General features: G+C 59.6%; 21 protein-coding genes. 12 read left to right on the forward strand and 9 right to left on the reverse strand.

Annotation, left to right across the window (positions count from 1 at the left end):
- Window positions 1-169 precede the first annotated feature (169 nt).
- On the forward strand, window positions 170-649 hold the full coding sequence (locus OQ248_RS09125; RefSeq protein WP_265812640.1) for a glycine zipper domain-containing protein: 480 nt from the start codon (window positions 170-172) through the stop codon (window positions 647-649).
- 64 nt (window positions 650-713) lie between these two features.
- Here the strand turns inward: OQ248_RS09125 and OQ248_RS09130 are convergent, their stop codons facing one another.
- The 4 genes from OQ248_RS09130 to OQ248_RS09145 all read right to left on the reverse strand — a co-directional run bounded on the left by OQ248_RS09130 (window position 714) and on the right by OQ248_RS09145 (window position 5,328).
- Complete coding sequence (locus OQ248_RS09130; protein WP_265812641.1) at window positions 714-1,145, reverse strand: thioesterase family protein; 432 nt, start codon at window positions 1,143-1,145, stop codon at window positions 714-716.
- A 31-nt stretch (window positions 1,146-1,176) separates the two neighbouring features.
- Complete coding sequence (locus OQ248_RS09135; protein ID WP_265812642.1) at window positions 1,177-2,400, reverse strand: 3-hydroxyacyl-CoA dehydrogenase; 1,224 nt, start codon at window positions 2,398-2,400, stop codon at window positions 1,177-1,179.
- Between the two features lie 109 nt (window positions 2,401-2,509).
- Window positions 2,510-4,438, reverse strand: a complete 1,929-nt coding sequence (locus tag OQ248_RS09140; protein ID WP_265812643.1) for an ATP-dependent DNA helicase RecQ — start codon at window positions 4,436-4,438, stop codon at window positions 2,510-2,512.
- A 386-nt stretch (window positions 4,439-4,824) separates the two neighbouring features.
- A complete protein-coding gene (locus OQ248_RS09145) occupies window positions 4,825-5,328 on the reverse strand; it encodes a polysaccharide deacetylase (RefSeq protein WP_265812644.1) in 504 nt (167 codons plus the stop codon).
- Window positions 5,329-5,631: 303 nt separating this feature from the next.
- Here OQ248_RS09145 and OQ248_RS09150 point away from each other — a divergent pair, with 303 nt between their 5' ends.
- From OQ248_RS09150 to OQ248_RS09170, 5 genes are all read left to right on the forward strand, one after another.
- Window positions 5,632-5,913, forward strand: coding sequence for a hypothetical protein (locus tag OQ248_RS09150; protein WP_265812645.1), 282 nt, complete (start codon window positions 5,632-5,634; stop codon window positions 5,911-5,913).
- A gap of 102 nt (window positions 5,914-6,015) precedes the next feature.
- On the forward strand, window positions 6,016-7,143 hold the full coding sequence (locus OQ248_RS09155) for a hypothetical protein (protein ID WP_265812646.1): 1,128 nt from the start codon (window positions 6,016-6,018) through the stop codon (window positions 7,141-7,143).
- A 347-nt stretch (window positions 7,144-7,490) separates the two neighbouring features.
- Complete coding sequence (locus OQ248_RS09160) at window positions 7,491-7,790, forward strand: hypothetical protein (protein WP_265812647.1); 300 nt, start codon at window positions 7,491-7,493, stop codon at window positions 7,788-7,790.
- Window positions 7,791-8,082: 292 nt separating this feature from the next.
- Entirely contained in the window at window positions 8,083-8,253 is a 171-nt protein-coding gene (locus OQ248_RS09165) for a YhfG family protein (RefSeq protein ID WP_096821911.1), read from the forward strand.
- Window positions 8,253-8,852 (forward strand): Fic family protein, encoded by a 600-nt coding sequence (locus OQ248_RS09170; RefSeq protein ID WP_265812648.1) that lies wholly within the window; start codon window positions 8,253-8,255, stop codon window positions 8,850-8,852. Before OQ248_RS09165 ends, OQ248_RS09170 begins: the two co-directional genes overlap by 1 nt.
- A 121-nt stretch (window positions 8,853-8,973) precedes the next feature.
- Here OQ248_RS09170 and OQ248_RS09175 read toward each other — a convergent pair whose 3' ends face one another.
- Together OQ248_RS09175 and hslO are read right to left on the reverse strand one after the other, a co-directional pair.
- Complete coding sequence (locus OQ248_RS09175) at window positions 8,974-10,515, reverse strand: phosphoenolpyruvate carboxykinase (protein WP_265812649.1); 1,542 nt, start codon at window positions 10,513-10,515, stop codon at window positions 8,974-8,976.
- Between the two features lie 181 nt (window positions 10,516-10,696).
- Entirely contained in the window at window positions 10,697-11,599 is a 903-nt protein-coding gene (hslO, locus tag OQ248_RS09180; protein ID WP_085712714.1) for an Hsp33 family molecular chaperone HslO, read from the reverse strand.
- 104 nt (window positions 11,600-11,703) lie between these two features.
- Between hslO and OQ248_RS09185 the strand changes: the two genes are divergently transcribed.
- A complete protein-coding gene (locus OQ248_RS09185; RefSeq protein WP_265812650.1) occupies window positions 11,704-12,504 on the forward strand; it encodes a phosphatase PAP2 family protein in 801 nt (266 codons plus the stop codon).
- A gap of 69 nt (window positions 12,505-12,573) precedes the next feature.
- Here the strand turns inward: OQ248_RS09185 and OQ248_RS09190 are convergent, their stop codons facing one another.
- On the reverse strand, window positions 12,574-12,981 hold the full coding sequence (locus OQ248_RS09190) for a S4 domain-containing protein (RefSeq protein ID WP_119428614.1): 408 nt from the start codon (window positions 12,979-12,981) through the stop codon (window positions 12,574-12,576).
- Between the two features lie 251 nt (window positions 12,982-13,232).
- Between OQ248_RS09190 and OQ248_RS09195 the strand changes: the two genes are divergently transcribed.
- Together OQ248_RS09195 and rimK are read left to right on the forward strand one after the other, a co-directional pair.
- Window positions 13,233-13,679, forward strand: coding sequence for an ATP-dependent zinc protease (locus tag OQ248_RS09195; RefSeq protein ID WP_169432582.1), 447 nt, complete (start codon window positions 13,233-13,235; stop codon window positions 13,677-13,679).
- Window positions 13,676-14,581, forward strand: coding sequence for a 30S ribosomal protein S6--L-glutamate ligase (rimK, locus tag OQ248_RS09200; RefSeq protein WP_007949201.1), 906 nt, complete (start codon window positions 13,676-13,678; stop codon window positions 14,579-14,581). The genes OQ248_RS09195 and rimK overlap by 4 nt, the downstream gene beginning before the upstream one ends.
- Window positions 14,582-14,814: 233 nt before the next feature.
- On the opposite strand, the gene OQ248_RS09205 is transcribed toward rimK, so the two are convergent.
- Both OQ248_RS09205 and ompR read right to left on the reverse strand, forming a co-directional pair.
- A complete protein-coding gene (locus OQ248_RS09205; RefSeq protein ID WP_085712711.1) occupies window positions 14,815-16,128 on the reverse strand; it encodes an ATP-binding protein in 1,314 nt (437 codons plus the stop codon).
- Between the two features lie 114 nt (window positions 16,129-16,242).
- On the reverse strand, window positions 16,243-16,983 hold the full coding sequence (gene ompR, locus OQ248_RS09210) for a two-component system response regulator OmpR (protein ID WP_007952694.1): 741 nt from the start codon (window positions 16,981-16,983) through the stop codon (window positions 16,243-16,245).
- Window positions 16,984-17,343: 360 nt separating this feature from the next.
- On the opposite strand from ompR, the gene OQ248_RS09215 reads away from it, so the two are divergent.
- From OQ248_RS09215 to gshA, 3 genes are all read left to right on the forward strand, one after another.
- Window positions 17,344-19,668 (forward strand): Tex family protein, encoded by a 2,325-nt coding sequence (locus OQ248_RS09215; protein ID WP_265812651.1) that lies wholly within the window; start codon window positions 17,344-17,346, stop codon window positions 19,666-19,668.
- Window positions 19,668-20,051, forward strand: coding sequence for a PaaI family thioesterase (locus tag OQ248_RS09220; protein ID WP_085712709.1), 384 nt, complete (start codon window positions 19,668-19,670; stop codon window positions 20,049-20,051). The genes OQ248_RS09215 and OQ248_RS09220 overlap by 1 nt, the downstream gene beginning before the upstream one ends.
- Before the next feature lie 317 nt (window positions 20,052-20,368).
- Window positions 20,369-21,952: a glutamate--cysteine ligase gene (gshA, locus tag OQ248_RS09225; RefSeq protein WP_265812652.1), complete on the forward strand. Its 1,584-nt coding sequence runs from the start codon at window positions 20,369-20,371 to the stop codon at window positions 21,950-21,952.
- Window positions 21,953-22,092 lie beyond the last annotated feature (140 nt).

Genomic DNA, 22,092 nt, shown 5'->3' on the forward strand with positions numbered 1-22,092 from the left:
TAAAAGCGGCCTTTGTGAAGTAGCTAAAGACCGGCCAAAATCGGTTAAGTTCCACCCAAAAATCAGTAACTTGCATAATTGTATACAAGTCGTGTTATTCGTCGGATTTCGATTGTCAGCCTTGTTACACAGCCTCAGGATCGCGCCGTCATCCCTTTGAGGCTCCTCTATGAAGTTCTCCCAGATTCTCTTGTTGTCCCTTGGCCTGGTCAGTGGCTTCGCTTCTGCCGGAGGCACCACCGAAGCAGGTGTGGGCGGCGCATTGGGCGGGGTTCTTGGCTCGGTCGTCGGTCAGTCTTTGGGCGGCAGCACAGGTTCAACCATTGGCGCGGCCCTGGGCGGCGCGGGTGGTAGCGCGGTTGGCGCCAACAAACACAGCCGTGGCGAAGCCGCCATTGGCGGTGCGCTGGGCGCAGCCGGCGGTAACGTGGTCGGCCGCAGCATGGGCGGCACCACCGGCAGCCTGATCGGCGCCGCAGCAGGTGGCGGCGCCGGTGGCGCGCTGGGTAACTACATGGGCAACGAGAGCAATCGCGAAGACCGTCATTACGATCGCGGTCGTGACCGTGGCCGCTACTACCGCGACGACCACCGTGGTCGTGGTCATGCCTACGGCCATCGCAAGCATCACCGCTACTACCGCGACTGAGGTCTGACCTCGTTGCCGGTACAGCCAGATCGCAGCTCCCCCGAGCTGCGATTTTTTTTGCCTGTCAGACCGCCAGCCGTTCCAGCGCTCCACGCAAGCCCGCCGGAATCGCCACCGGCTGGTTCGACGCACGATCAACGAATACATGCACGAAACGCCCGGCCGCACAGGCTTCATGCTCGCCAGCCTTGAACACCGCCAACTCGTACTGCACTGAACTATTGCCCAGTTTGCCGACCCGCAAGCCGACTTCGATCAAGTCCGGAAATGCAATCGAGGCGAAGTAATCGCAGGACGAACTCACCACAAACCCCACCACCTCGCCATCGTGGATATCCAGCCCACCGACCTGAATCAGGTAGGTGTTCACGGCCGTATCGAAAAAGCTGTAGTAGGTGACGTTATTGACGTGACCGTAGGCATCGTTGTCGTGCCAGCGCGTGGTGATCGGCTGGAAATGCGGGTAGTCGGTGCGTTGCGGCATCGGGTTGGACATCAGTGTCGATTCCTTGAGTGATCGGGCCAGTCTAAAGGTAAAAACCCTTTCCTCGCGCCGCCAGCTCCCCAATCAATTGTGCCGGCCGCCATTGATCGCCCTGCCGCGTTTCCAGTGCCAGCAACCGCTTGTGAATGTCTGCCAGCCCCTGATCGTCCGCCCAGGCCATCGGCCCGCCCCTCTCTGCCGGGAAGCCATAGCCGTTCAGGTAAACCTGATCGATGTCATGGGCCGACTCGGCAATCCCTTCCTGCAGGATTTTCGCGCCCTCGTTGACCAACGCCAGAAGGCAACGCTCAAGGATCTCCTCGGACCCGATGTCACGGCGATGAAACCCCAGACCTTCGCTGACGCTCAACACCAGCGCGTCCACCTCGGGGTCATGCTCGGCCTGACGACTGCCCGGCTCGTAGTGGTAGTAGCCGTTACCGGACTTCTGTCCGAACCGCCCCAGCTCGCACAAACGGTTATCCACTTGAACCTCTGGCGCGTCCTGGCCCTTGCCGGCCAGCTCCCGGGCACGCCACTCCAGGTCGATGCCAACCACGTCGTACATGCGAAACGGCCCCATGGCAAAACCGAAGCCCTGCAACGTCACGTCGATCTGCTGTGGCCAGGCCCCCTCGAGCAGCATCTTGCGCGCCTCGAGCACGTAAGGATGAAGCATGCGGTTGCCGATGAACCCGTGGCAGTTACCCGACACCACACTGACCTTGCCCATACGCTTGCCCAGCTCGAGAGCCGCTTCCAGCACGGCTGGCGAGGTTCGCGCACCACGGACTATTTCCAGCAGTTTCATGATGTGCGCCGGGCTGAAGAAATGCAGGCCCAGCACTTGAGTCGGCCGTCGTGTCGCGGCGGCAATTGCATCGATGTCCAGCGCCGAGGTATTGCTTGCCAGCAGCGCCTCCGGCTTCAGCAAGCCATCGAGCTCACGGAAGATCTTCTGCTTGAGCTCGAGATTCTCGTACACCGCTTCGATCACCAGATCGACATTGCGGATCGCCACATAATCCGCCGCCGTGCTGACCCTGGCGATTCGCGCATCGGCCTCGACCTGATCGATCCGCCCCTGACGCACGTTATGCGCATAGGTATCGGCGACCGCCTTCAGCGCCTGTTCGAGCATCTGCGGATTGTTGTCGACCCATTGCACTGACACGCCGGCGTTGGCCAGGCACATGACAATGCCGCGGCCCATGGTGCCTGCACCGATCACGGCAGCCTGGCGGATTTCGAAGGATGTCTGGCTCATGTTGTTCTCTTGTTGGAGATCCAAAGACAGCCTTCACCATAGTCAGCCACCGGGCATTTTTGAAGTTTATTGCCGTGATGATCGACATTCAGCGGATGGATTCGCCGCTTCAGAGATGCGCCTGAGCCCACGTCCGAACACTCGCGTAGGGATACTCCTCAAGCGCCGCATACCCGGCAATCGTCCGCGCCTTGAGCCTGGTGAACAGCGGCACACTGATCCCGCACAGAAACCGCGTCAGCCGCTCCGCCGAAGGCGCACTTCCGGTCTGTTGCTCGTGCCTGTGGATAAAATCGCCGCATAACGCCGGGAAACTTTTATCCACAAGCGCCGGCAATTCCGGAGGCGCCGGCAACCGGGCAATCTGCCCGTGACACACCGAGCAATGCCCGCACTGCTCGGGGGCGTTGTGATCACCGAAGTACTCCGCCAGTCGATAGCCCAGGCATCGCTCGGTGGCGAACAATTCGAGCATCGCGTGAATCCGCGCCACTTCGGTCTGTTCGTGGCGGGAGAAGTAATCATGCAGTTCGCCACTCAAGACCTGGCTGTCGAAGCTGCTGTGCAGCACGTTGTAGACCTCGGTCATCTGTTTGCTTTCCAGCTCGACCCAGCCCTTTTCCTGGAAGTAATCCAGCGCCTTCACCACGCGGTTGCGCTCAGCGGAATATTGCGTGTACATCGCCTCGAAATTCACCGTGGCCCAGGTCCGTGCGCGGCTCGAAGTCTGGATGATCGCTGCGACGAAATCCCTGCGCTCGCCCTCGAAACGCTCAAGCAACGCCTCGGGTTCCAGCAGGTATTTGAAGCGGTATTCGGCGTAGTACGCGTAGCGCGGGGCAATCAGCCCTCGCAGCTCCAGCTGCACCAGCAACGTCTTCAATGGCAGCGCACGGATGTTGCTCTGATCCGCCAGCGGCCCGAGCAAAAACTCCCACTGACCTTCAGGTGCAGCGGCCTGCAACTCGTCCAGCACATGGCGAATGCCATCGCGCTCCGGCGTGTCGCCGTAGACGAAGTTTTCCAGCACATTGAGGCTGTCACGGTTGGCCAGCACCAGGCAGTCGGAAGGTTGCCCGTCACGCCCGGCGCGGCCGATTTCCTGGCTGTAGTTTTCGATGGATTTGGGCAGGTCGAAATGCACCACGTTGCGGATGTCGCTCTTGTCGATGCCCATGCCGAACGCGATGGTCGCAACGATGCAATTGGACTGCCCACCCATGAAGCGCTTCTGGATCGCTTCCCGTTGTTCGTGGGGCAACCCGGCATGGTAAGCCTCGGCCTGAATGCCATGGCGCCCCAGATGCTCGGCAATGTGTTCGGCGGTTTTTTGCAGGGTGACGTAGACGATGCTCGGCTGGCCCTCCCGCTCGGCCATCCACTGCACCAGCCGTCGACGCTTGTCCTCACCGCGCACCGGCTCCACCAGCAGATTGAGGTTGGGCCGATAGAAACCGGTGGTCACCACATCCTCGGCGGCGATAGCGAATTTCGCCTGCATGTCGGCGATGACTTTCGGCGTTGCCGTGGCAGTCAGCAGCAAGGTCTGCGGGATGTTGAACTGGCGCTGGTAGTCCGGCAGCTTGAGGTAGTCGGGCCGGAAGTTGTGGCCCCATTCGGAGATGCAGTGCGCCTCATCCACCACCAGCAACGAGATCGGCACCTGCTGCAAAAAGTTGCGGAAGCGCTCGTTTTTCAGGCGCTCGACGGAAATCATCAGGATCTTCAGCTCACCCGAACGGGCACGGGCCATCACATCATTGGCGTCTTCACGGCTCTGTGCCGAGTCGATGCTCCCCGCCGAAATGCCGTGACGACGCAAGAATTCGAGCTGGTCCTGCATCAGCGCCAGCAACGGCGAGACCACCAGCGTCAGGTGTGGCAGCAGGAGCGCCGGCACCTGGTAACAAAGGGATTTGCCGGAGCCGGTGGGAAAGATCGCCGCCGCCGAACGCCCGGCCAACACAGCGCTGATCGCCGCTTCCTGTCCGGGTCGAAATTGTGGATAACCGAAAACCTGTTCCAGGGTGTTGTGCATTCGCTGTCACTCCGTTGACCGCTGTGATGCCAACAGCCTAGCGGGCGATCGCAGCGAATCGAGAAAAGGTCGGGGGGCAAATCGATACGGGATGATACAGCGTCGGCGGCCACGCCACGGGATCAAACAAATGAAACACTTTGTTCATCGCCGCATGAATCGAACCAAGGGTAATGTCCGTCACGCCTCGAGCCAGGACGGCCGATGCCCATGGATTTTTATCAAGGAGTGAACATGTCGAACCGTTTGAAACTGCCCTTCGCCCTGATCTTTGCATCCCTGTTACTGAGTGGATGTACGCCCTCTCCCGACAACTTCCCACCGCCGTGGGCGTCCGCCGTGACAACGGGTGAAACCTCTTCGGCCTGACACCCGCAAAAGCAACGTCAGGGCCGCAGGACGGCCACCCGCAGTTGCTCATCCAGTACCCGCTCATGCACGTCCAGGCTCTTGCTTGCCCATTGTGCATGGGCCGGGCTGATATCACCGGTGAATGCTGCCGCCAGTTGGCGCAGATCGGCGACGCTGCGCACCCGCGGGCAAAACGCCTGTTCGTCGCAATTCTGACTGGCGTTGCGATAGTTAGTGAGCAAGCGATCCCACAGACCGTCGCGCACTTGCCGGATCGACTTGAGCTGCATTTGCTGCACGCCCAGTCGTTGCTTGAGTCCCGTTTCGTCCAGCGCTTCGCTTGCCAACAGGGCCTTGCCGAAGATCAGCACTTCCGCGCGGGAAGCCGTATCGATGTCGTCCCGAGTGGTGAGCGCGTCCGGCCAGCCGCTGCGTTCCAGATTGGCAAGCGCCAACCCGTTGGCCGTATCGGAGGCCACTGCCACGCGACAACCACTGGCCCACAGCAAAATGATCGAGGCCATTCGTAGCCACTGCATACCTAATTCCCTTTAAGCGTGTGTCGGACATCTGGAAACGCCCTACGGATTCTGGCGCGCACCATACAGAGGTTTAACGGGAATCGCCCGACAAACACGTGGGAAATTTCGTAGATCAGGGTTTGGCTGTGAAAAAGCTTGAAAAATGCGTAGGGCAAATGCCCGAACCCCGGAAAAACCCCTACGAATTCTGTCCATCGTGGCTGTCTTGTTCCGCTCGAGGGCGTCCTTCTATAGTGGCCGGCGCAACTGAAAACACTGTGTTGGCCCGCCACAGCGACTTCGTAAAGGACACACCCGATCATGAACATGTTCAAACCGCTCAACACCCGATACCGCGCACTCTCTAGCAGCTATAGCGACACGCCCGTGCTGGTCATTGATACCGAAGCGAGCCATCGCGACCTCCTCAATGCCGCCGAACAGCGACTGCGTGCAGCCAACAACCTGCTGGAAACTCTTTACTGCCTGTGTTTCAAACAGGCTGATGTGAAAGACATCCCCAACATCGTCAATGCGCTTTATTTATTGACGCAGGACGGTTGTGATTTGCTGGAAGTTGCCAGACAACGGATAAATAATTAACACCACCAGACAAACTTACAAAGTTCGCAACAACCCATCGCTTCCAATACTGCAAAGTTCAGAACTAGCCTGTTTACTCTTTCATCAACCAAGAGCAACAACATGACTACGCTGACTATTTTCTTTTGCGGTACAGGTTCCACAAAGTTTGATAACGCCCACGAAAATTATTGGGATGGCGAACTGGTTTCCACACTCGCTTCCCATCACGCCGGTCGCGAGTTTGCCGAATGGATCGTGGTCGATGGCCCCGGCACCAGCAACCTGCAGGCCGATGACCTGTTCACCAAATCCAAGGACTATGGCCTCAGCGGAACCCTGTTCGGCAAGGGCTGGGAGGAAAACGTCCAGCACGCGATGAACATCATCAAAGGCCAATGCGACTGGCAGCGCGAGCAACTGACCGAAGCGGAATACAACCGCCTCAAGGCTGCGGGCATTCCGATTGAAGATGTAAAGGTCGAGGGTTCCTGGCTGTGGCGCAAATACAACTATGGCGAACGCAGCATCACACAACAGAAGTTACAGGAACAAATCATTAAAACGTTCCGCAAGGATGGTGTAATTCCAACGAAGGTCAATCTGGTGGGCTGGAGCCGTGGCGGCATTAGTTGCCATATGCTGGCCAATGCCATGTTCAACGACAGTGCGCTGAAAAACATTCCGGTGAATATCTTCGCCATTGATCCCGTGCCCGGTATCGGTAACTTTCAGGAACACCGGGTAAAGCTCAACTACAACGTGAAAGAGTACGTGGGCTTTTATGCACGAGACGAACGCTCCAAGGGTTTCAGCTGCGTCATTCCGCAAACCGCGACCGGCACCAAAACCAGCATTTTCCCCATGCCCGGGCGTCATGCCACCTTGGTCGGCAATGCTTCTGCCGATGGCGTCAGTGGTCCGAAGGTTGTAGCCGAACCTGGCCTGATCGTCCGTCACTTTGCCGAGGTGTGCCTGAAACGCTGGGGCACCGTGCTCGACAAGAACCTCAACCTCACCGACGCCGACCTGCAAAAGCACACCGCCGCCATCGTCAACGCGGCGGCGAAATACAAGGCCATGGAGAAGTGCTCCTACACCTGGTTCACCGAACTGGATCAAGGTGAACGCTACGTGTCGCTGGGCAGCAAAGGCGTCCCGTTCTCGACGGTGAAAGGCACGATCTACACCCCGGCGACCGGGCTTACGACGAGTGTGCTGGATGTTGAGGCGTATAGAGCGATTCGTTGAAAACCGTAATTGATCTGTAGGAACGGCCTGCTCGAATCTGCATCCCGTTCCTACACGTAGCGGCGCCTTGTCTTCTATCGGCGCCGTTAGGTCGAAACCTATAGTTGTGACTGTCGCTGCCAATTCAGCGGCTCGGGCTTGGTCACCCGATTGGATCATGCATTCGCGTCCGCTGTATGCTGCCGGCACTCAATTGCCAGCAGCGTTATGGTGGCTGTGTTTGGGACGCTTTCGAGCGTGCCGGGTATGTGCATGATCCTCACCGGTTGACCAACCCGAACACAGTCGCCTCCAGTCGCTTGGTCACGATTTGGTGGCTTCATTCGAAGCAATTGAGGATCTAAAAAATGAAATCATGGAACGAGCTCCACTCCGATCGCTACCGTCCACTCGACTCCAACCTCACTGACACCAAGCCCCTGGTCATCGACACCGATGCCAACCCGCAAGACATCCTCGAATGCGCCGTCCAGCGTCTGCGTGCCTCCAGCGACCTGCTGCAAACCCTCTACTGCCTCTGCTTCAAACACGCCGACGTCGAAGACATCCCGCACATCACCCACGCCCTCTACCTGCTGACCAAAGACGGCTGTGACCTGCTGCAAGTCGCCCAGCAGAAAATGCTCAACTGGAAAGCCCCGGCCTGAAGCTGAGTGATCGAATCGCTCTCAGGCATTACCTGAGAGCGATCTAAAAACAGCAATCAAACAATGGAGATTCTCGTGAGCAATTTTTTTATGAGCTGATGGAAAGCGTCAAACAGGCAGATGAAATCTTTCGCCGCGAGCACCGAACCGACTGCCAATCGAGTATCGATGGATTTCCCAAAGAACCCCATCAACCCAATGATAGGCAACACATATGTAAGCATCGAAAATCCCGACCGATCCGGGAACACGATTGCGCTACACTGGAACCCAGCACAAAGAGGCATATGACATGAGCGAGTTGACGTTCCAGCAAAAACAGGCTTATTACGACAAGGTCCGCCGGTCCAACTATCTGGCGAGTCTGCGGCTTGAAGGCTTTGACACCACCCGTGCCGACGCTGAAAAACCGCTTCCTTCGCGGGAATCGGTTATCGAAAAATATCGTCAAAACGGCCGTTAATGGTGGACAAGTACGGGGTTGGGCAAGACCCTTATTGTTACCCTGGCACCGATGTTTTGCGTAATTTGCTCAACATCCATTGTGAAGAACAGCTTCAAAAAGCAGAGCGAGAGCTCTCTGAAATCGCAATCAGCCGATTTCATCTTCTCCCCCCTCCTTATGACCTCAGCCGCTTGCAGCACGTCCATGAAGTGCTTTTTTGCGACGTCTATGATTGGGCTGGACTGCTGCGTACCGTTAACATCCAAAAAGGTGAAACATTTTTTTGCACGGCGGAGAGGATCCTCCCGGAAGCTCACAAAATTTTTCTCTCTATGGAACGCTCCGCATGGTTCGAGGGGCTGGAAAGATCAGATCTCGTAGTAAAAGTTGCCGAAGCCTACGGCGATCTGAACGTCATTCATCCTTTTCGTGAAGGCAATGGTCGTGCCCAACGCATTCTTTTTGAGCACATCATCATCAATGCTGGTTTTGCAGTAGATTGGTGGTTAATCAAGGATGAAGCCTGGATTCCGGCAAACATCGATGCTGTGGCATGCGATTACCGGGGCCTTGAGGCAATTTTTGATCGCTGCATTGGCGAAAAGCTTGCATCTTAAGTAGCAAAATTCTGGCAGTTCACACCGTTTCGTGCGGGAATACTGGTACTTACTCGATAACTGAACACCCACAAAAAAGCCGCCCTCAAGAGGCGGCTTTTTCATTCACCAGAACTAAGTATTACAACTTAGGCCCGGCAGCCTTGATCGAGTCGCTCACGTCGAACTTCTTGAAGTTCTCGATGAACAGACCGGCCAGTGCTTTGGCAGCTTCGTCGTACGCAGCCTTGTCAGCCCAGGTGTTGCGTGGGTTGAGCAGGTTGGTTTCGACGCCCGGTACGGCCAGTGGCACGTCCAGGTTGATGGTGTCCAGGTGTTCGGTTTCAGCACCGATCAGCGCGCCGCTCTGGATCGCTGCGATCACCGCACGGGTGGTCGGGATGTTGAAGCGTTTGCCGACGCCGTAGCCACCGCCGGTCCAGCCGGTGTTGACCAGGTAGACCTTGGAGCCGAAGCCCTTGATGCGCTTGATCAGCAGTTCGGCGTATTCGCCAGCCGGACGCGGGAAGAACGGTGCGCCGAAGCAAGTGGAGAAGGTCGACTTGATGCCGCTGCCCGAACCCATTTCAGTCGAGCCCACCAGTGCGGTGTAGCCGGACAGGAAGTGGTAGGCCGCCTGCTCGTTGTTCAGGATCGACACTGGCGGCAGTACGCCAGTCAGGTCGCAAGTCAGGAAGATCACAGCGTTCGGCTCGCCGCCCAGGTTCTTCTCGGAACGCTTGGCAACGTGCTCCAGCGGGTAGGCTGCGCGGCTGTTCTGGGTCAGGCTGACATCGGCGTAGTCGGCGTGCTTGGCATCGTCGATCACGACGTTTTCCAGCACGGCGCCGTGCTTGATGGCTTTCCAGATGACCGGCTCGTTCTTCTCGGACAAGTCGATGCACTTGGCGTAGCAACCGCCTTCGATGTTGAAGACAACACCTTCGCCCCAGCCGTGTTCGTCGTCACCGATCAGGTAACGGCTTTCGTCGGCCGACAGGGTGGTCTTGCCGGTGCCGGACAGACCGAAGAACAGGGTCACGTCGCCTGCTTCGCCGATGTTGGCAGCGCAGTGCATTGGCAGCACGTCGGAAGCCGGCAGCAGGAAGTTCTGCACCGAGAACATGGCTTTCTTCATTTCACCGGCGTAACGCATGCCGGCGATCAGCACTTTCTTCTGGGCGAAGTTGAGGATCACGCAACCGTCGGAGTTGGTGCCGTCACGCTCAGGCACGCACTCGAAGTTGGCGACGTTCAGCACTTGCCACTCTTCACGACCGGCCGGGTTGTACTGGGCCGGGTTGATGAACAGGCAACGACCGAACAGGTTCTGCCAGGCAGTCTGAGTGGTCATCTTCACGGCCAGGTAGTGATCTTCGGCCGCGCCTACATGCACGTGGGAAACGAAATGCTCTTGCGCGTTGTTGAACGCCTCGACACGAGCCCACAGCGCGTCGAACTTGTCGGCCGGGAACTTGCGGTTGATCGGGCCCCAGGCAATCGCGTCCTGGGTGGAAGGCTCTTCAACGATGAAACGGTCGACTGGCGAACGGCCGGTGCGGTGACCGGTGCGAACAACCAGAGCGCCGGTATCGGCAAGCTCGCCTTCACCGCGTTTCAGGGCTTCTTTTACCAGATCATCAACACTCAGATCGGTGTACACGGCGTTATTGGCTTGCGTCATGAGGTTCCCCGTCGGCCAGTGGCCGAGTGTGCTCCAAACGTTTTGTAGTAGAAAGTCGTGCACTACTACCGCGAAAAAAGTGGGCCGGATTATGCCAGAAAAGCCCAAAAAGAGTAGGGCCCTCCCGTCGTAACGGCGTTATTCCGTCGTTGAGCAGTGAATTTACCTGCGCTGAACCGTTTTAGTGCCGGGTATCTGACGGCGTCTCGACGCCCGCGCCAGCGAACAATTGAGCGATATCTGCCGCATCGAACAGGTAGCGCTGGTTGCAGAACTGGCAATCGATCTCGACGCTGCCACCCTGTTCGGCCACCAATTGCTGCGCATCTTCCAGACCCAGGCTGACCAGCGCATTGCCCGAACGCTCGCGGGAGCAACTGCAGTGGAAACGCAGTTTCTGCACATCGAACAGACGAACCTGCTCTTCATGGTAGAGGCGATGCAGAACCGTTTCGTTGTCCAGGCTCAACAGTTCATCAGCGGTCAGGGTGTTGCCCAGGGCGGTGATGTGCTGCCAGCTGGCGGCGCGTTCTTCTTCGTCTTTCAGGCGATCGGCCGGCAGTTGCTGCAGCAGCAGGCCACGGGCACGACGGCCGTCGGCGCAGAGCTTGAAGCGAGTGCCGACCTGCTGGGACATGACGAAGTAGTTGGTGAAGCAGTCGGACAGGGTTTCGCCGTCGAGATCGACGATGCCCTGATAACGCTGGCCTACGGTCGGGTCGATCGTCAGGGCCAGAACGCCGTTGGGCATCAGGTCGGCGAGGGTCGCGTCGGGGGCGATCAGGTCTGCCTCGTAACGGGCCAGCCCACGGATTTCACGCTCACTGGAGCACTCGATCATCAGCAGCGGAATCGGGCCTTCGGAACGCGCCTGAAGAATCAGCAAGCCATCGAATTTCAGAGTGCCCACCAGCAACGACGCGGCAGCCATGAATTCGCCCAGCAATTGCGCGACCGGCTCCGGGTACGGGTGCTTCGCGAGCACTTCGGCGTAGCTGCGTTCCAGCGACACCAGTTCGCCGCGCGTGTCGCTGTCATCGAAGATGAAGCGTTGGGTGTAATCGGTATCGAGGAAATCGGTCATAGGTCTAGGTATCTGATTTTAATGACAAAAAGGTTACAAAGAATGAAAATCCCGCGCTTCTGGCATCCATTTTGATGCCTATGTTCAGCCACGGGAGGCATTTTATGAACAATCCGGGTTTGTTCCAATCAAGGTGGAACCTCGGCCGGCTGGTTCTGTGCAATGCGGTGCCATTGGCACTACTGGCTTTCTGGTTATGGCCTACAGGGCAGATGCTGTGTGTGGTTTTCGACGAGTGGCTGTTCCGCTCACTCAATACTCCGCTGGCCAGCAACCCCATATGGCTCCACATCTGGGCAATTGCAAGTCTGCGCCCGTTCGACGTTGTCGTCGGACTGATTCTGCTGACGCTGTTGATCAAGGGCGACTGGGTGTTCAAGGCGATTGACGTACGTCGCGCGTTCTTCGGATTTTTCTCGATCCTGCTGCTGATGGTGGTGATCCGCGCGCTGTTTTCCAAATTCGCCGACCACATGGGCTGGCAGCACAACAGCCCTTCCATGGTGCTCGAAGGCGCCATCCATATGAGCGACTACTTCCCGCATCTGGAGAAAACCTTTGAGCTGAAGGATCGCTCCAGCCAGAGCTTTCCCGGTGACCACGCTTCGGTGCTGCTGATCTGGGCGTTGTTCATGGGCGTGTTCAGTCGCTCAGCCGGCCAGTTGCTGACGGTCTGGGGCCTGGCGCTGCTGTTCATGCTGCCGCGGCTGGTGGCCGGCGCGCACTGGGGCCAGGACGACTACATCGGTGGCCTGCTGCTGGCGGTGTGGGCGTTGGGCTGGGGCTATTACACGCCGTTTGCCTATCACGCGGCGAACTTCTGGCTGAAGGTCACGGCGCCGATCTTCAGGCTGCTGGGCAAGTTGCCGGTGATTTCACGGATGACCGTCGTGTCCGCACGATAATCGACGACCGCTGAAAAAAAATCGCAGCCTTTGACGAGTCTTGAGTCAGGACCGGCAGGCTGCGATTTTCTATTCTCCACCACTGTTCCCACGAAATTTAAACAGATCCCGGCGCTGTTTCTTGCTCGGTTTGCCATCGGTAGTCACGCCCAAGGCGCCCGCCTTGCGCATCGCCGCAGCCGCCTCTCGCTTGGCGATACTGGCCTCGGTCTCGGCATACAGCGTCTGCGCTTCCGGCGCGCCACGACGCACGATCGACAGGGCTTGCACCACAACAGTCTTTTCATCGAAGCCGGTGCGAATCTCGAATTCATCGCCGATGCGTGGCTCTTTGCCAGGCTTGCAGCGCTCTCCCCGACAATGCACTTTGCCGCTTTCAATGGCGGCTTTGGCCAAGGCCCGTGTTTTATAAAAACGCGCGGCCCACAACCATTTATCGAGACGGACCTTGTCGTCCTCTTCGCTTTTTTGTGCCATGGAATTTCCTCATTCTGAAATATTGATGAACTGTACTACCGTTTCTGTCGTGCCATGAATTGCACCGTCCCGGATTACAATGCGCACATTCCGGGGCGTGCTTGAGATGGCGCCAATCCGGGCCGTAGATATCTGTCGCCTTTTAACCACTATTCTGCGTGAATACCGCAAATCCGGCCCCCTGCGGGCTGATCGGTTTTCACCGGTTGAGCATTTTTTTGAAGACATTTGACCATTTGACCGTTGTCGGTCTGCGCGAGTGGGTGGCGCTCCCGGATCTGGGAGTCGCGGGCCTTCGGGCGAAAATCGACACCGGCGCCAGCACCTCCAGCCTGCACGCCACCGACATCGAGCCGTTCGAACGGGACGGCGAGAAGTGGGTGCGCTTCACCGCGCATCTGGGCACGGTGGTGCAGTTGCGCCACCGGCGTTGCGAAGCGCCGCTGGTCACCCGCAAGACCATCAAGAGTTCCAACGGCCAGGCCCAGGTGCGCTATGTGATCAGCACCACCCTGGCCCTCGGTGATCGGGTCTGGCCGGTCGAGTTCACCCTCGCCTGCCGCAAGTCCATGCGCTATCGCCTGTTGCTCGGTTCCAAAGCCCTGATCGACGGCCAGTTGGTGGTCAATCCGGGCATCAAATATGTACAAGACAAGCCGGTGTTCCCGGTATCTACCTCCTCCACAGGTGTTGCATGAAGATCGCTGTGCTGTCGCGGAATCCGCGTCTGTATTCCACCCGCCGTCTGGTCGAAGCCGGAACCGAACGCGGGCATGAAATGGTAGTGATCGACACCTTGCGCGCCTACATGAACATCGCCAGCCACAAGCCGCAGATCCACTATCGCGGCAAGCCGCTGGAAGGCTTCGATGCGGTGATCCCGCGGATCGGCGCTTCGGTGACGTTTTATGGCTGCGCGGTGCTGCGTCAGTTCGAAATGATGGGGGTGTTTCCGCTCAACGAATCGGTGGCCATCGCCCGTTCCCGGGACAAGCTGCGTTCGCTGCAACTGCTGTCACGCCGGGGCATCGGCCTGCCGGTGACCGGGTTCGCCCACTCGCCGGACGACATTCCCGACCTGATCGACATGGTCAACGGCGCGCCATTGGTGATCAAGGTACTGGAAGGCACCCAGGGCATCGGCGTGGTGCTGTGCGAAACCGCAACGGCGGCGGAGTCGGTGATCGAGGCCTTCATGGGCCTGAAGCAGAACATCATGGTGCAGGAATACATCAAGGAGGCCGGCGGCGCCGACATTCGCTGCTTCGTGGTCGGTGACAAGGTGATCGCGGCGATGAAACGCCAGGCCAAGCCGGGTGAATTCCGCTCCAACCTGCACCGGGGCGGCAGCGCCAGCCTGATCAAGATCACTCCGGAAGAACGCATGACCGCATTGCGCGCCGCCAAGGTCATGGGCCTGGCGGTGGCGGGTGTAGATATCCTGCGTTCGAATCACGGGCCGCTGGTGATGGAAGTGAACTCCTCGCCGGGGCTGGAAGGGATCGAGACCACCACCGGCAAGAATGTGGCGGGGATCATCATCGAGCACCTTGAGAAGAATGGCGGGCCGAACATGACTCGCACAAAAGGCAAGGGCTAGAGCGAAGAGCAAGAGCCCCTCACCCTAACCCTCCCGAAGCGTCGGACCGCCCAAAGGGAGAGGGGACTGATTGGGGGATATTGAAGAAGTACGCCGACTTGAACGAGCACAGTTGAATCCATAATCGACCTGATTTTGCAGGTCGATACATGACGGAAGACTCCTCGGTCGGCCCCCTCTCCCTCCGGGAGAGGGCTGGGCGGGCGGCGTTCCGATGAGGGCGAGCTTTTGATCTACACCGCATCCCGCGGCAGCATCAATCCCAGCGGCAACCGAACCCGTGCTTCCAACCCGCCGCCGGAGCGGTTGCGCAACTCGACATTGCCGCCGTGCATCGAAGCAATCCGCTTCACGATCGCCAGGCCCAGTCCGGTGCCCTTCCCGCCCCGCGCCCGATCGCCTCGGGTGAACGGGTTGAAGATCGCTTCAAGCTCCGACGGGTCAATCCCCGCCCCACGGTCCATCACGCTCAGCACCACGTACGGCGCGCTGGTGTCGCCGGACACATAGGCTGCGACATCCACGCTACCGCCGGCATGGTTCAGTGCGTTGCCGATCAGGTTGTTCAGCAGACGCTTCATCGACACCCGACGCAGCGGGAACGGCTGGATCGGCTCCAGACGCAAGCGCACTTTCTCTTCGCTCTGGTTGTATGGTGCCGCGACTTCGCGCACCAGATCGCTCAGGTCCACTTCTTCCACGGATTCGTCCCGACCATCGCGAATGAACGCGAGGAACTGGTCGAGAATCGCATCCATGTCTTCAATGTCGCGCACCATGTCGTCGGTCAGGTCGGTGCGGTCGCCCATCAATTCCAGCGACAGTCGCAGGCGGGTCAACGGCGTACGCAAGTCATGGGAAACCCCGGCGAGCATTAGCTCGCGCTCACGCCCGGCCTGTTCGACGTCTTCAGCCATCTGGTTGAAGGCACGATAAACCTCGGTCATTTCGCTGGGTGTATCGCTGATCGGCAGGCGCACGCTGCGGCCCTGACCGAGTTGCCGGGCGGCATACACCAGACGCTTCAATGGCTGGTTGAGCTGACTGACAAAGATCCAGGCCGACGCGGTCGAGAGCAGACCGATGGCGAGGAACCAGCCGAGCACGTTCCAGATTTTCTGGCCGCGCAACGGATGGGGATACAACGGTACTTTCAGCCAGCCGTCACCCAGGCTCGGCGCGCGCACCCATAACGCCGGCGGCGAATGCATGCGCAGTCGAACCTCGGTGTCCGCCCCCAGTTCCGCCTGCATCTGCCGCTGGTAGATTTCACTGTACGGCCAGTGTTGTTCGCCTTCCGGCACACCGGCACCGACCACCCGGATCAGGGTCGCGGCATCGGCGATCTTCGCGCGGTTTTCTTCATCGGCGGCCCAATAGGCACGCAGCGTCAGGGCAACACCGTGGCTGTATTGGCGATCCACCAGCACGTCCTCGTTCATCAGCAGATAAACCAGGGTCAGTGCCTTGGAAAACAATACGACGATGAGCACCAGCCAGAGGGTGCGGGAGAAGAAACTTTGGGGGAACCAGACAGGGGTTTTCATGGATAACCGCTACGCACTTGCAGGAGCGAGCAATGCTCGCATATTGCGGATAACGAGTCTGCGGAGCCGGCGCTTTCGACCGTTTCCCGCAGACCCGCTCCTACAAATCACCCGTCACTTGGTGGAGTTGCCATCCGGCACGAACACATAACCCACGCCCCAGACAGTCTGGATGTAGCGCGGCTTGGACGGATCGGGTTCGATCATCCGGCGCAGACGGGAAATCTGCACGTCGATGGAACGCTCCAGAGCATCCCACTCCCGGCCACGGGCCAGGTTCATCAGCTTGTCGCGGGTCAGCGGCTGACGGGCGTTCATCACCAGGGCCTTGAGTACCGCAAACTCACCGGTGGTGAGCATGTGCACTTCGTCGCCGCGCTTGAGTTCGCGGGTGGCCAGGGACAGCACGTAGTCGCCGAACGTGACGTTCTCTTCTTCACTGCCCGGCGCGCCCGGCACCGGTGCGGCCTGACGGCGCAGTACGGCTTTGACGCGGGCCATCAGCTCGTCCGGGTTGAACGGCTTGGCCAGGTAATCGTCGGCGCCCAGTTCCAGGCCCTTGATCCGGCTCAGCTCGTCGCCCTTGGCGGTGAGCATGATGATCGGGATCTGGTTGTTCGCGCCACGCAGGCGACGGCAAGCGGTCAGGCCGTCTTCGCCCGGCAGCATCAGGTCGAGAACGACCAGGTTGAACACTTCACGGGACAGCAGACGATCCATCTGCTCGGTGTTCGGTACGGCGCGGGCACGGTAGCCCTTGCTGACGAAGAAGCGTTCCAGCAGGCTGCTCAGCCCCGGATCGTCGTCAACAATAAGAATTTTTTCGCCTTCAGCAGTTTGTGCAGTGCTGCTCATTGGATGCTCCTTTTAGCTCGGCGCGCATTATGGCGTAGCTGCCGTTATACGCACCGTGTGCATTGTTAGCAGATTTTTCCTTCACTGCCAGAAAACCGGGGCTTGAGCCTACAGACCGTGTCGCCCCCGAATGACAGAACGCCGGTTATAATGCGCGGCCTTTTGTGCCAGGCAACGTCTGAATCGTTACCGCAGGTGGCCGTCCTTTATTTTCCGGGTGGCCGCAGTAATTGTTCGATTTCACGGGTCAATGGGATGCCTTTTGACCCAGGCAGCGGCAAGCGTCAGGCCGCCCCACCAGACTCCGGGCCCTTATTTATGCGCCTGCGAGCCTGCTTTCACAATTTGTCAGGTGGTTTTATGGACAGCATCAACAGCCGCATCGCCGAGGAACTCGGCGTACGCCCGCAACAGGTCGAAGCGGCCGTCGCGCTACTCGATGAAGGCTCTACCGTTCCCTTCATCGCCCGTTACCGGAAAGAAGTGACCGGCAGTCTCGATGACACTCAGCTGCGTCATCTGGAAGAACGTCTGCGCTACCTGCGAGAACTCGACGAACGGCGCATCAGCATCCTTTCCAGCATCCAGGAGCAGGGCAAACTCACCCCTGAGCTGGAGCGCGAAATCAAACTCGCCGACACCAAGACCCGCCTCGAAGACTTGTACCTGCCGTACAAGCAGAAGCGCCGCACCAAGGGCCAGATTGCCCTGGAAGCCGGCCTCGGCGAGTTGGCCGACGGCCTGTTCAACGACCCGTCGCTGGCCCCGGAAGCCGAAGCCGCACGCTTCGTCGACGCCGAAAAAGGCGTGGCCGACGCCAAGGCAGCACTGGAAGGCGCCAAATACATCCTCATGGAGCGCTTCGCCGAAGACGCCAACCTGCTGGACAAACTGCGCAACTATTTGAAGCAGGAAGCCACCCTCAGCGCCCGCGTGATCGCCGGCAAGGAAGAGGAAGGCGCCAAGTTCCGCGACTACTTCGAACACGACGAACCACTGAAAAGCATGCCGTCGCACCGCGCGCTGGCGATTTTCCGTGGCCGCAACGAAGGCATTCTCAGCTCCGCGCTGAAAGTCGGCGAAGAACTGCCGGGCACCCTGCACCCGTGCGAAGGCATGATCGGCCAGCACGTCGGCATCCAGAACCAGAACCGTCCGGCCGACAAATGGCTGGGTGAAGTGGTGCGCTGGACCTGGAAAGTCAAGCTCTACACCCACCTGGAAACCGATCTGCTCGGTGAGCTGCGCGACGGCGCCGAAACCGAGGCGATCAACGTGTTCGCCCACAACCTGCACGACCTGCTGCTGGCCGCCCCGGCCGGACCGCGCGCCACCCTGGGCCTCGACCCGGGCCTGCGTACCGGCTGCAAGGTCGCGGTGGTCGACTCCACCGGCAAGCTGCTGGATCACGCCACGGTTTACCCGCACGTGCCGCACAACAAGTGGGATCAGACCATCGCCATTCTGGCCGCCCTGTGCGCCAAGCACTCGGTCGACCTGATCGCCATCGGCAACGGCACCGCCAGCCGTGAGACCGACAAACTGGCCATCGAGCTGATCAAAAAATATCCGGCGATGAAAATGACCAAGGTCATGGTTTCCGAAGCCGGTGCATCGGTGTATTCGGCATCGGAACTGGCAGCCAAGGAATTCCCGGATCTGGACGTATCGATCCGTGGCGCCGTGTCCATCGCCCGCCGTCTGCAGGATCCACTGGCCGAGCTGGTGAAGATCGATCCGAAATCCATCGGTGTCGGCCAGTATCAGCACGACGTGTCGCAGCTGAAACTGGCGCGCGGTCTGGACGCCGTGGTCGAGGACTGCGTGAACGCCGTGGGCGTGGACGTGAACACCGCCTCCGTGGCGCTGCTGGCACGGATCTCCGGCCTCAACGCGACCCTGGCGCAGAACATCGTGACTCACCGTGACGAGCACGGCGCGTTCAAGACCCGCGCCGCGCTGAAGAAAGTCGCGCGTCTGGGCGAGAAAACCTTCGAACAGGCCGCCGGCTTCCTGCGCGTGATGAACGGCGACAACCCGCTGGACTCCTCGGCCGTTCACCCGGAAGCCTATCCGCTGGTGCAGCGCATCGCCGCTGAAACCGACCGCGACATCCGCTCGCTGATCGGCGACGCCTCGTTCCTCAAGCGTCTGGATCCGAAGAAATTCACCGACGAGACCTTTGGTCTGCCCACCGTCACCGACATCCTGCAGGAACTGGAAAAACCGGGCCGCGACCCGCGTCCGGAGTTCAAGACCGCCGAGTTCCAGGAAGGCGTCGAGGACCTGAAGGACCTGCAACTGGGGATGATCCTCGAAGGCGTGGTGACCAACGTGACCGCGTTCGGCGCGTTCGTCGACATCGGCGTGCACCAGGACGGTCTGGTACACATCTCGGCACTGTCGGAGAAGTTCATCAAGGATCCGCGCGAAGCGGTGAAGGCCGGTGACGTGGTGAAAGTGAAGGTCATGGAAGTCGACATCCCGCGCAAACGCGTCGGCCTGTCGATGCGCATGAGCGACACGCCGGGCGAGAAGATCGACGGTGCCCGTGGTTCGCGTCCGGGCTCGGCGCCACGCCAGTCGCAGGGTTCGGCTCCGCGCAAGGAAAGCACCCCGGCGGCTCCGGCGAACAACGCCATGGCGTCGCTGTTCGCCAACGCCAAGCAATTGAAGAAACGCTGATGGAGATTCCGGCCGGGCTCGTCGAGAGCGCGTTTTTCAAGCTGTTGGGCTGCCGCCTGCACAGCCTGGAAACCGGGGTGGCGCAAGTCGCCCTGGTGCTGGAACCGGAACTGCGCAACCGCGGCGGCAAGCTGCACGGTGGCGCGCTGTTCAGTCTGGTCGATATCGCCATGGGGCTGGCCTGTTCCAGCACCCACGGCTTTGACCAGCAGAGCGCGACCATCGAGTGCAAGATCAACTACATCCGCGCCGTCTCCGAAGGCGAGGTGATGTGCACGGCGCGGGTGATCCACCCGGGCCGGCGCACGCTGGTGGTCGAAGCAGACGTGATGCAGGGCGACAAACTGGTCGCAAAAGCGCAAGGCACGTTCGCTGTCCTGTAGCTACTCGTCATCGATTTGAGTTAATTTCGGCGCTGTGATCGCAGCGTCGAGCTTTTCTGTGGGAGCGGGCTTGCCCGCGAATGGGGCGTATCAGCCAGTATCAACTTGTCTGACACACCGCTTTCGCGGGCAAGCCCGCTCCCACAGGGACTGCGTAATCTTCGCGTGCATCGGCCAGATTCAGGGAGTGAAGTTGGCGTTTCAACGGGGGCTTCAGAGCCCGATAAACCAGGCGAAAACGCCAGTTTCAACTTCACCCTTGTAGACCGTCCTGCCCACCCCCATATTGGGGCGACTGACGCGTGAAGGAATCCAAATTGAGCGAACTTCTCAACCGCCGCCTGGCTCTGCTCGGTGAGCGCGCCAACCTCTCTCTGCTCGAACAGTGCCTGCACGGCATCGAACGTGAATGCCTGCGCGTGACCGGCGAGGGTCGACTGGCGCAAACGCCGCACCCCGAAAGCCTGGGTTCCGCGCTGACCAACGAACAGATCACCACCGACTATTCCGAGTCGCTGCTGGAATTCATCACGCCTGCCCTGCCCGATCCGGCCGATACGCTGGCGAGCCTGGACAAGATTCATCGCTTCGCCTACAGCAAGCTCGGCAACGAGTACCTGTGGAGTCCATCGATGCCGTGCCCGTTGCCGGCCGAGGAAGACATCCCGATCGCCTATTACGGCACCTCCAACATCGGTCAGCTCAAGTACGTCTACCGCAAAGGCCTGGCCCTGCGTTACGGCAAGACCATGCAGTGCATCGCCGGGATTCACTACAACTTCTCCCTGCCGGAAAAGCTCTGGCCGCTGCTGAAAGCAGCCGAAGGCTTCGTTGGCACCGACCGGGATTTCCAGTCGTCGTCCTATATCGCGCTGATCCGCAACTTCCGCCGCTACAGCTGGCTGCTGATGTACCTGTTCGGTGCTTCGCCGGCGCTGGACGCGGGGTTCCTGCGCGGCCGTTCGCATCAGCTGGAACAACTGGATCCGGACACGCTGTACCTGCCCTACGCCACCAGCCTGCGCATGAGCGACCTCGGTTACCAGAGCAACGCCCAGGCCGGCCTGACGCCGTGCTACAACGACCTGGCCAGCTACACCGACAGCCTGCGCAAGGCGGTGGCCACGCCATACGCGCCGTACGTTGAAGTCGGCACGCACCAGGATGGCGAGTGGGTGCAACTGAACACCAACATCCTGCAGATCGAAAACGAGTACTACTCCAACATCCGCCCGAAACGCGTGACCTACACCGGCGAGCGGCCGATCCAGGCCTTGATGGCCCGTGGCATCCAGTATGTAGAAGTGCGCTGCCTGGACATCAACCCGTTCCTGCCGATGGGCATCGACCTCACCGAGTCGCGCTTCCTCGACGCATTCCTGCTGTACTGCGCGCTGAACGACAGCCCGCTGCTGACCAACATCAGCTGCGGCAACGCCACGTCGAACTTCCTCAGCGTGGTCAAGGAAGGTCGCCGTCCGGGCCTGCAATTGCAGCGTGACGGCCAACCGGTCGACATGAAGGAATGGGCGGCGGATCTGCTGGAAAAAATCGCTCCGCTGGCCGCGTTGCTGGATCAAAGCCATGGCGGCGATGCCCACAGCAAGGCCCTCGATGCGCAACTGGCCAAGGTCAAGGATTCGTCCCTGACGCCTTCGGCCCAGGTGCTGGCAGCCATGGCCGAGCACAAGGAAAGCTTCGCGCAATTCTCCCTGCGCCAGAGCCAGGCCCACGCCGAGTTCTTCCGCAGCGAGCCGTTGGCAGCTGACGAACAGGCGAAGTTTGAAGAACTGGCGCGCTCGTCGCTGGCGCAACAGGCCGAGCTGGAGCAGAACGAGGTTGGCGATTTCGACGTGTTTGTCGGGTCGTATCAGGCGAGTATTCTGGCGATCAGTAACTGAAAAGCCCCTCACCCTAACCCTCTCCCGGAGGGAGAGGGGACTGACCGAGTTGTTGGTGCGAAGTACGCCGACTTGAAATACCGAGTCGAACTCCGAATTTGAAAAGCCCCCGATCGGCTCCCTTTCCCCTCGCCCCCTGG

The sequence above is a fragment of the Pseudomonas sp. COW5 genome (assembly GCF_026240005.1).
GTDB lineage: Bacteria > Pseudomonadota > Gammaproteobacteria > Pseudomonadales > Pseudomonadaceae > Aquipseudomonas > Aquipseudomonas kribbensis.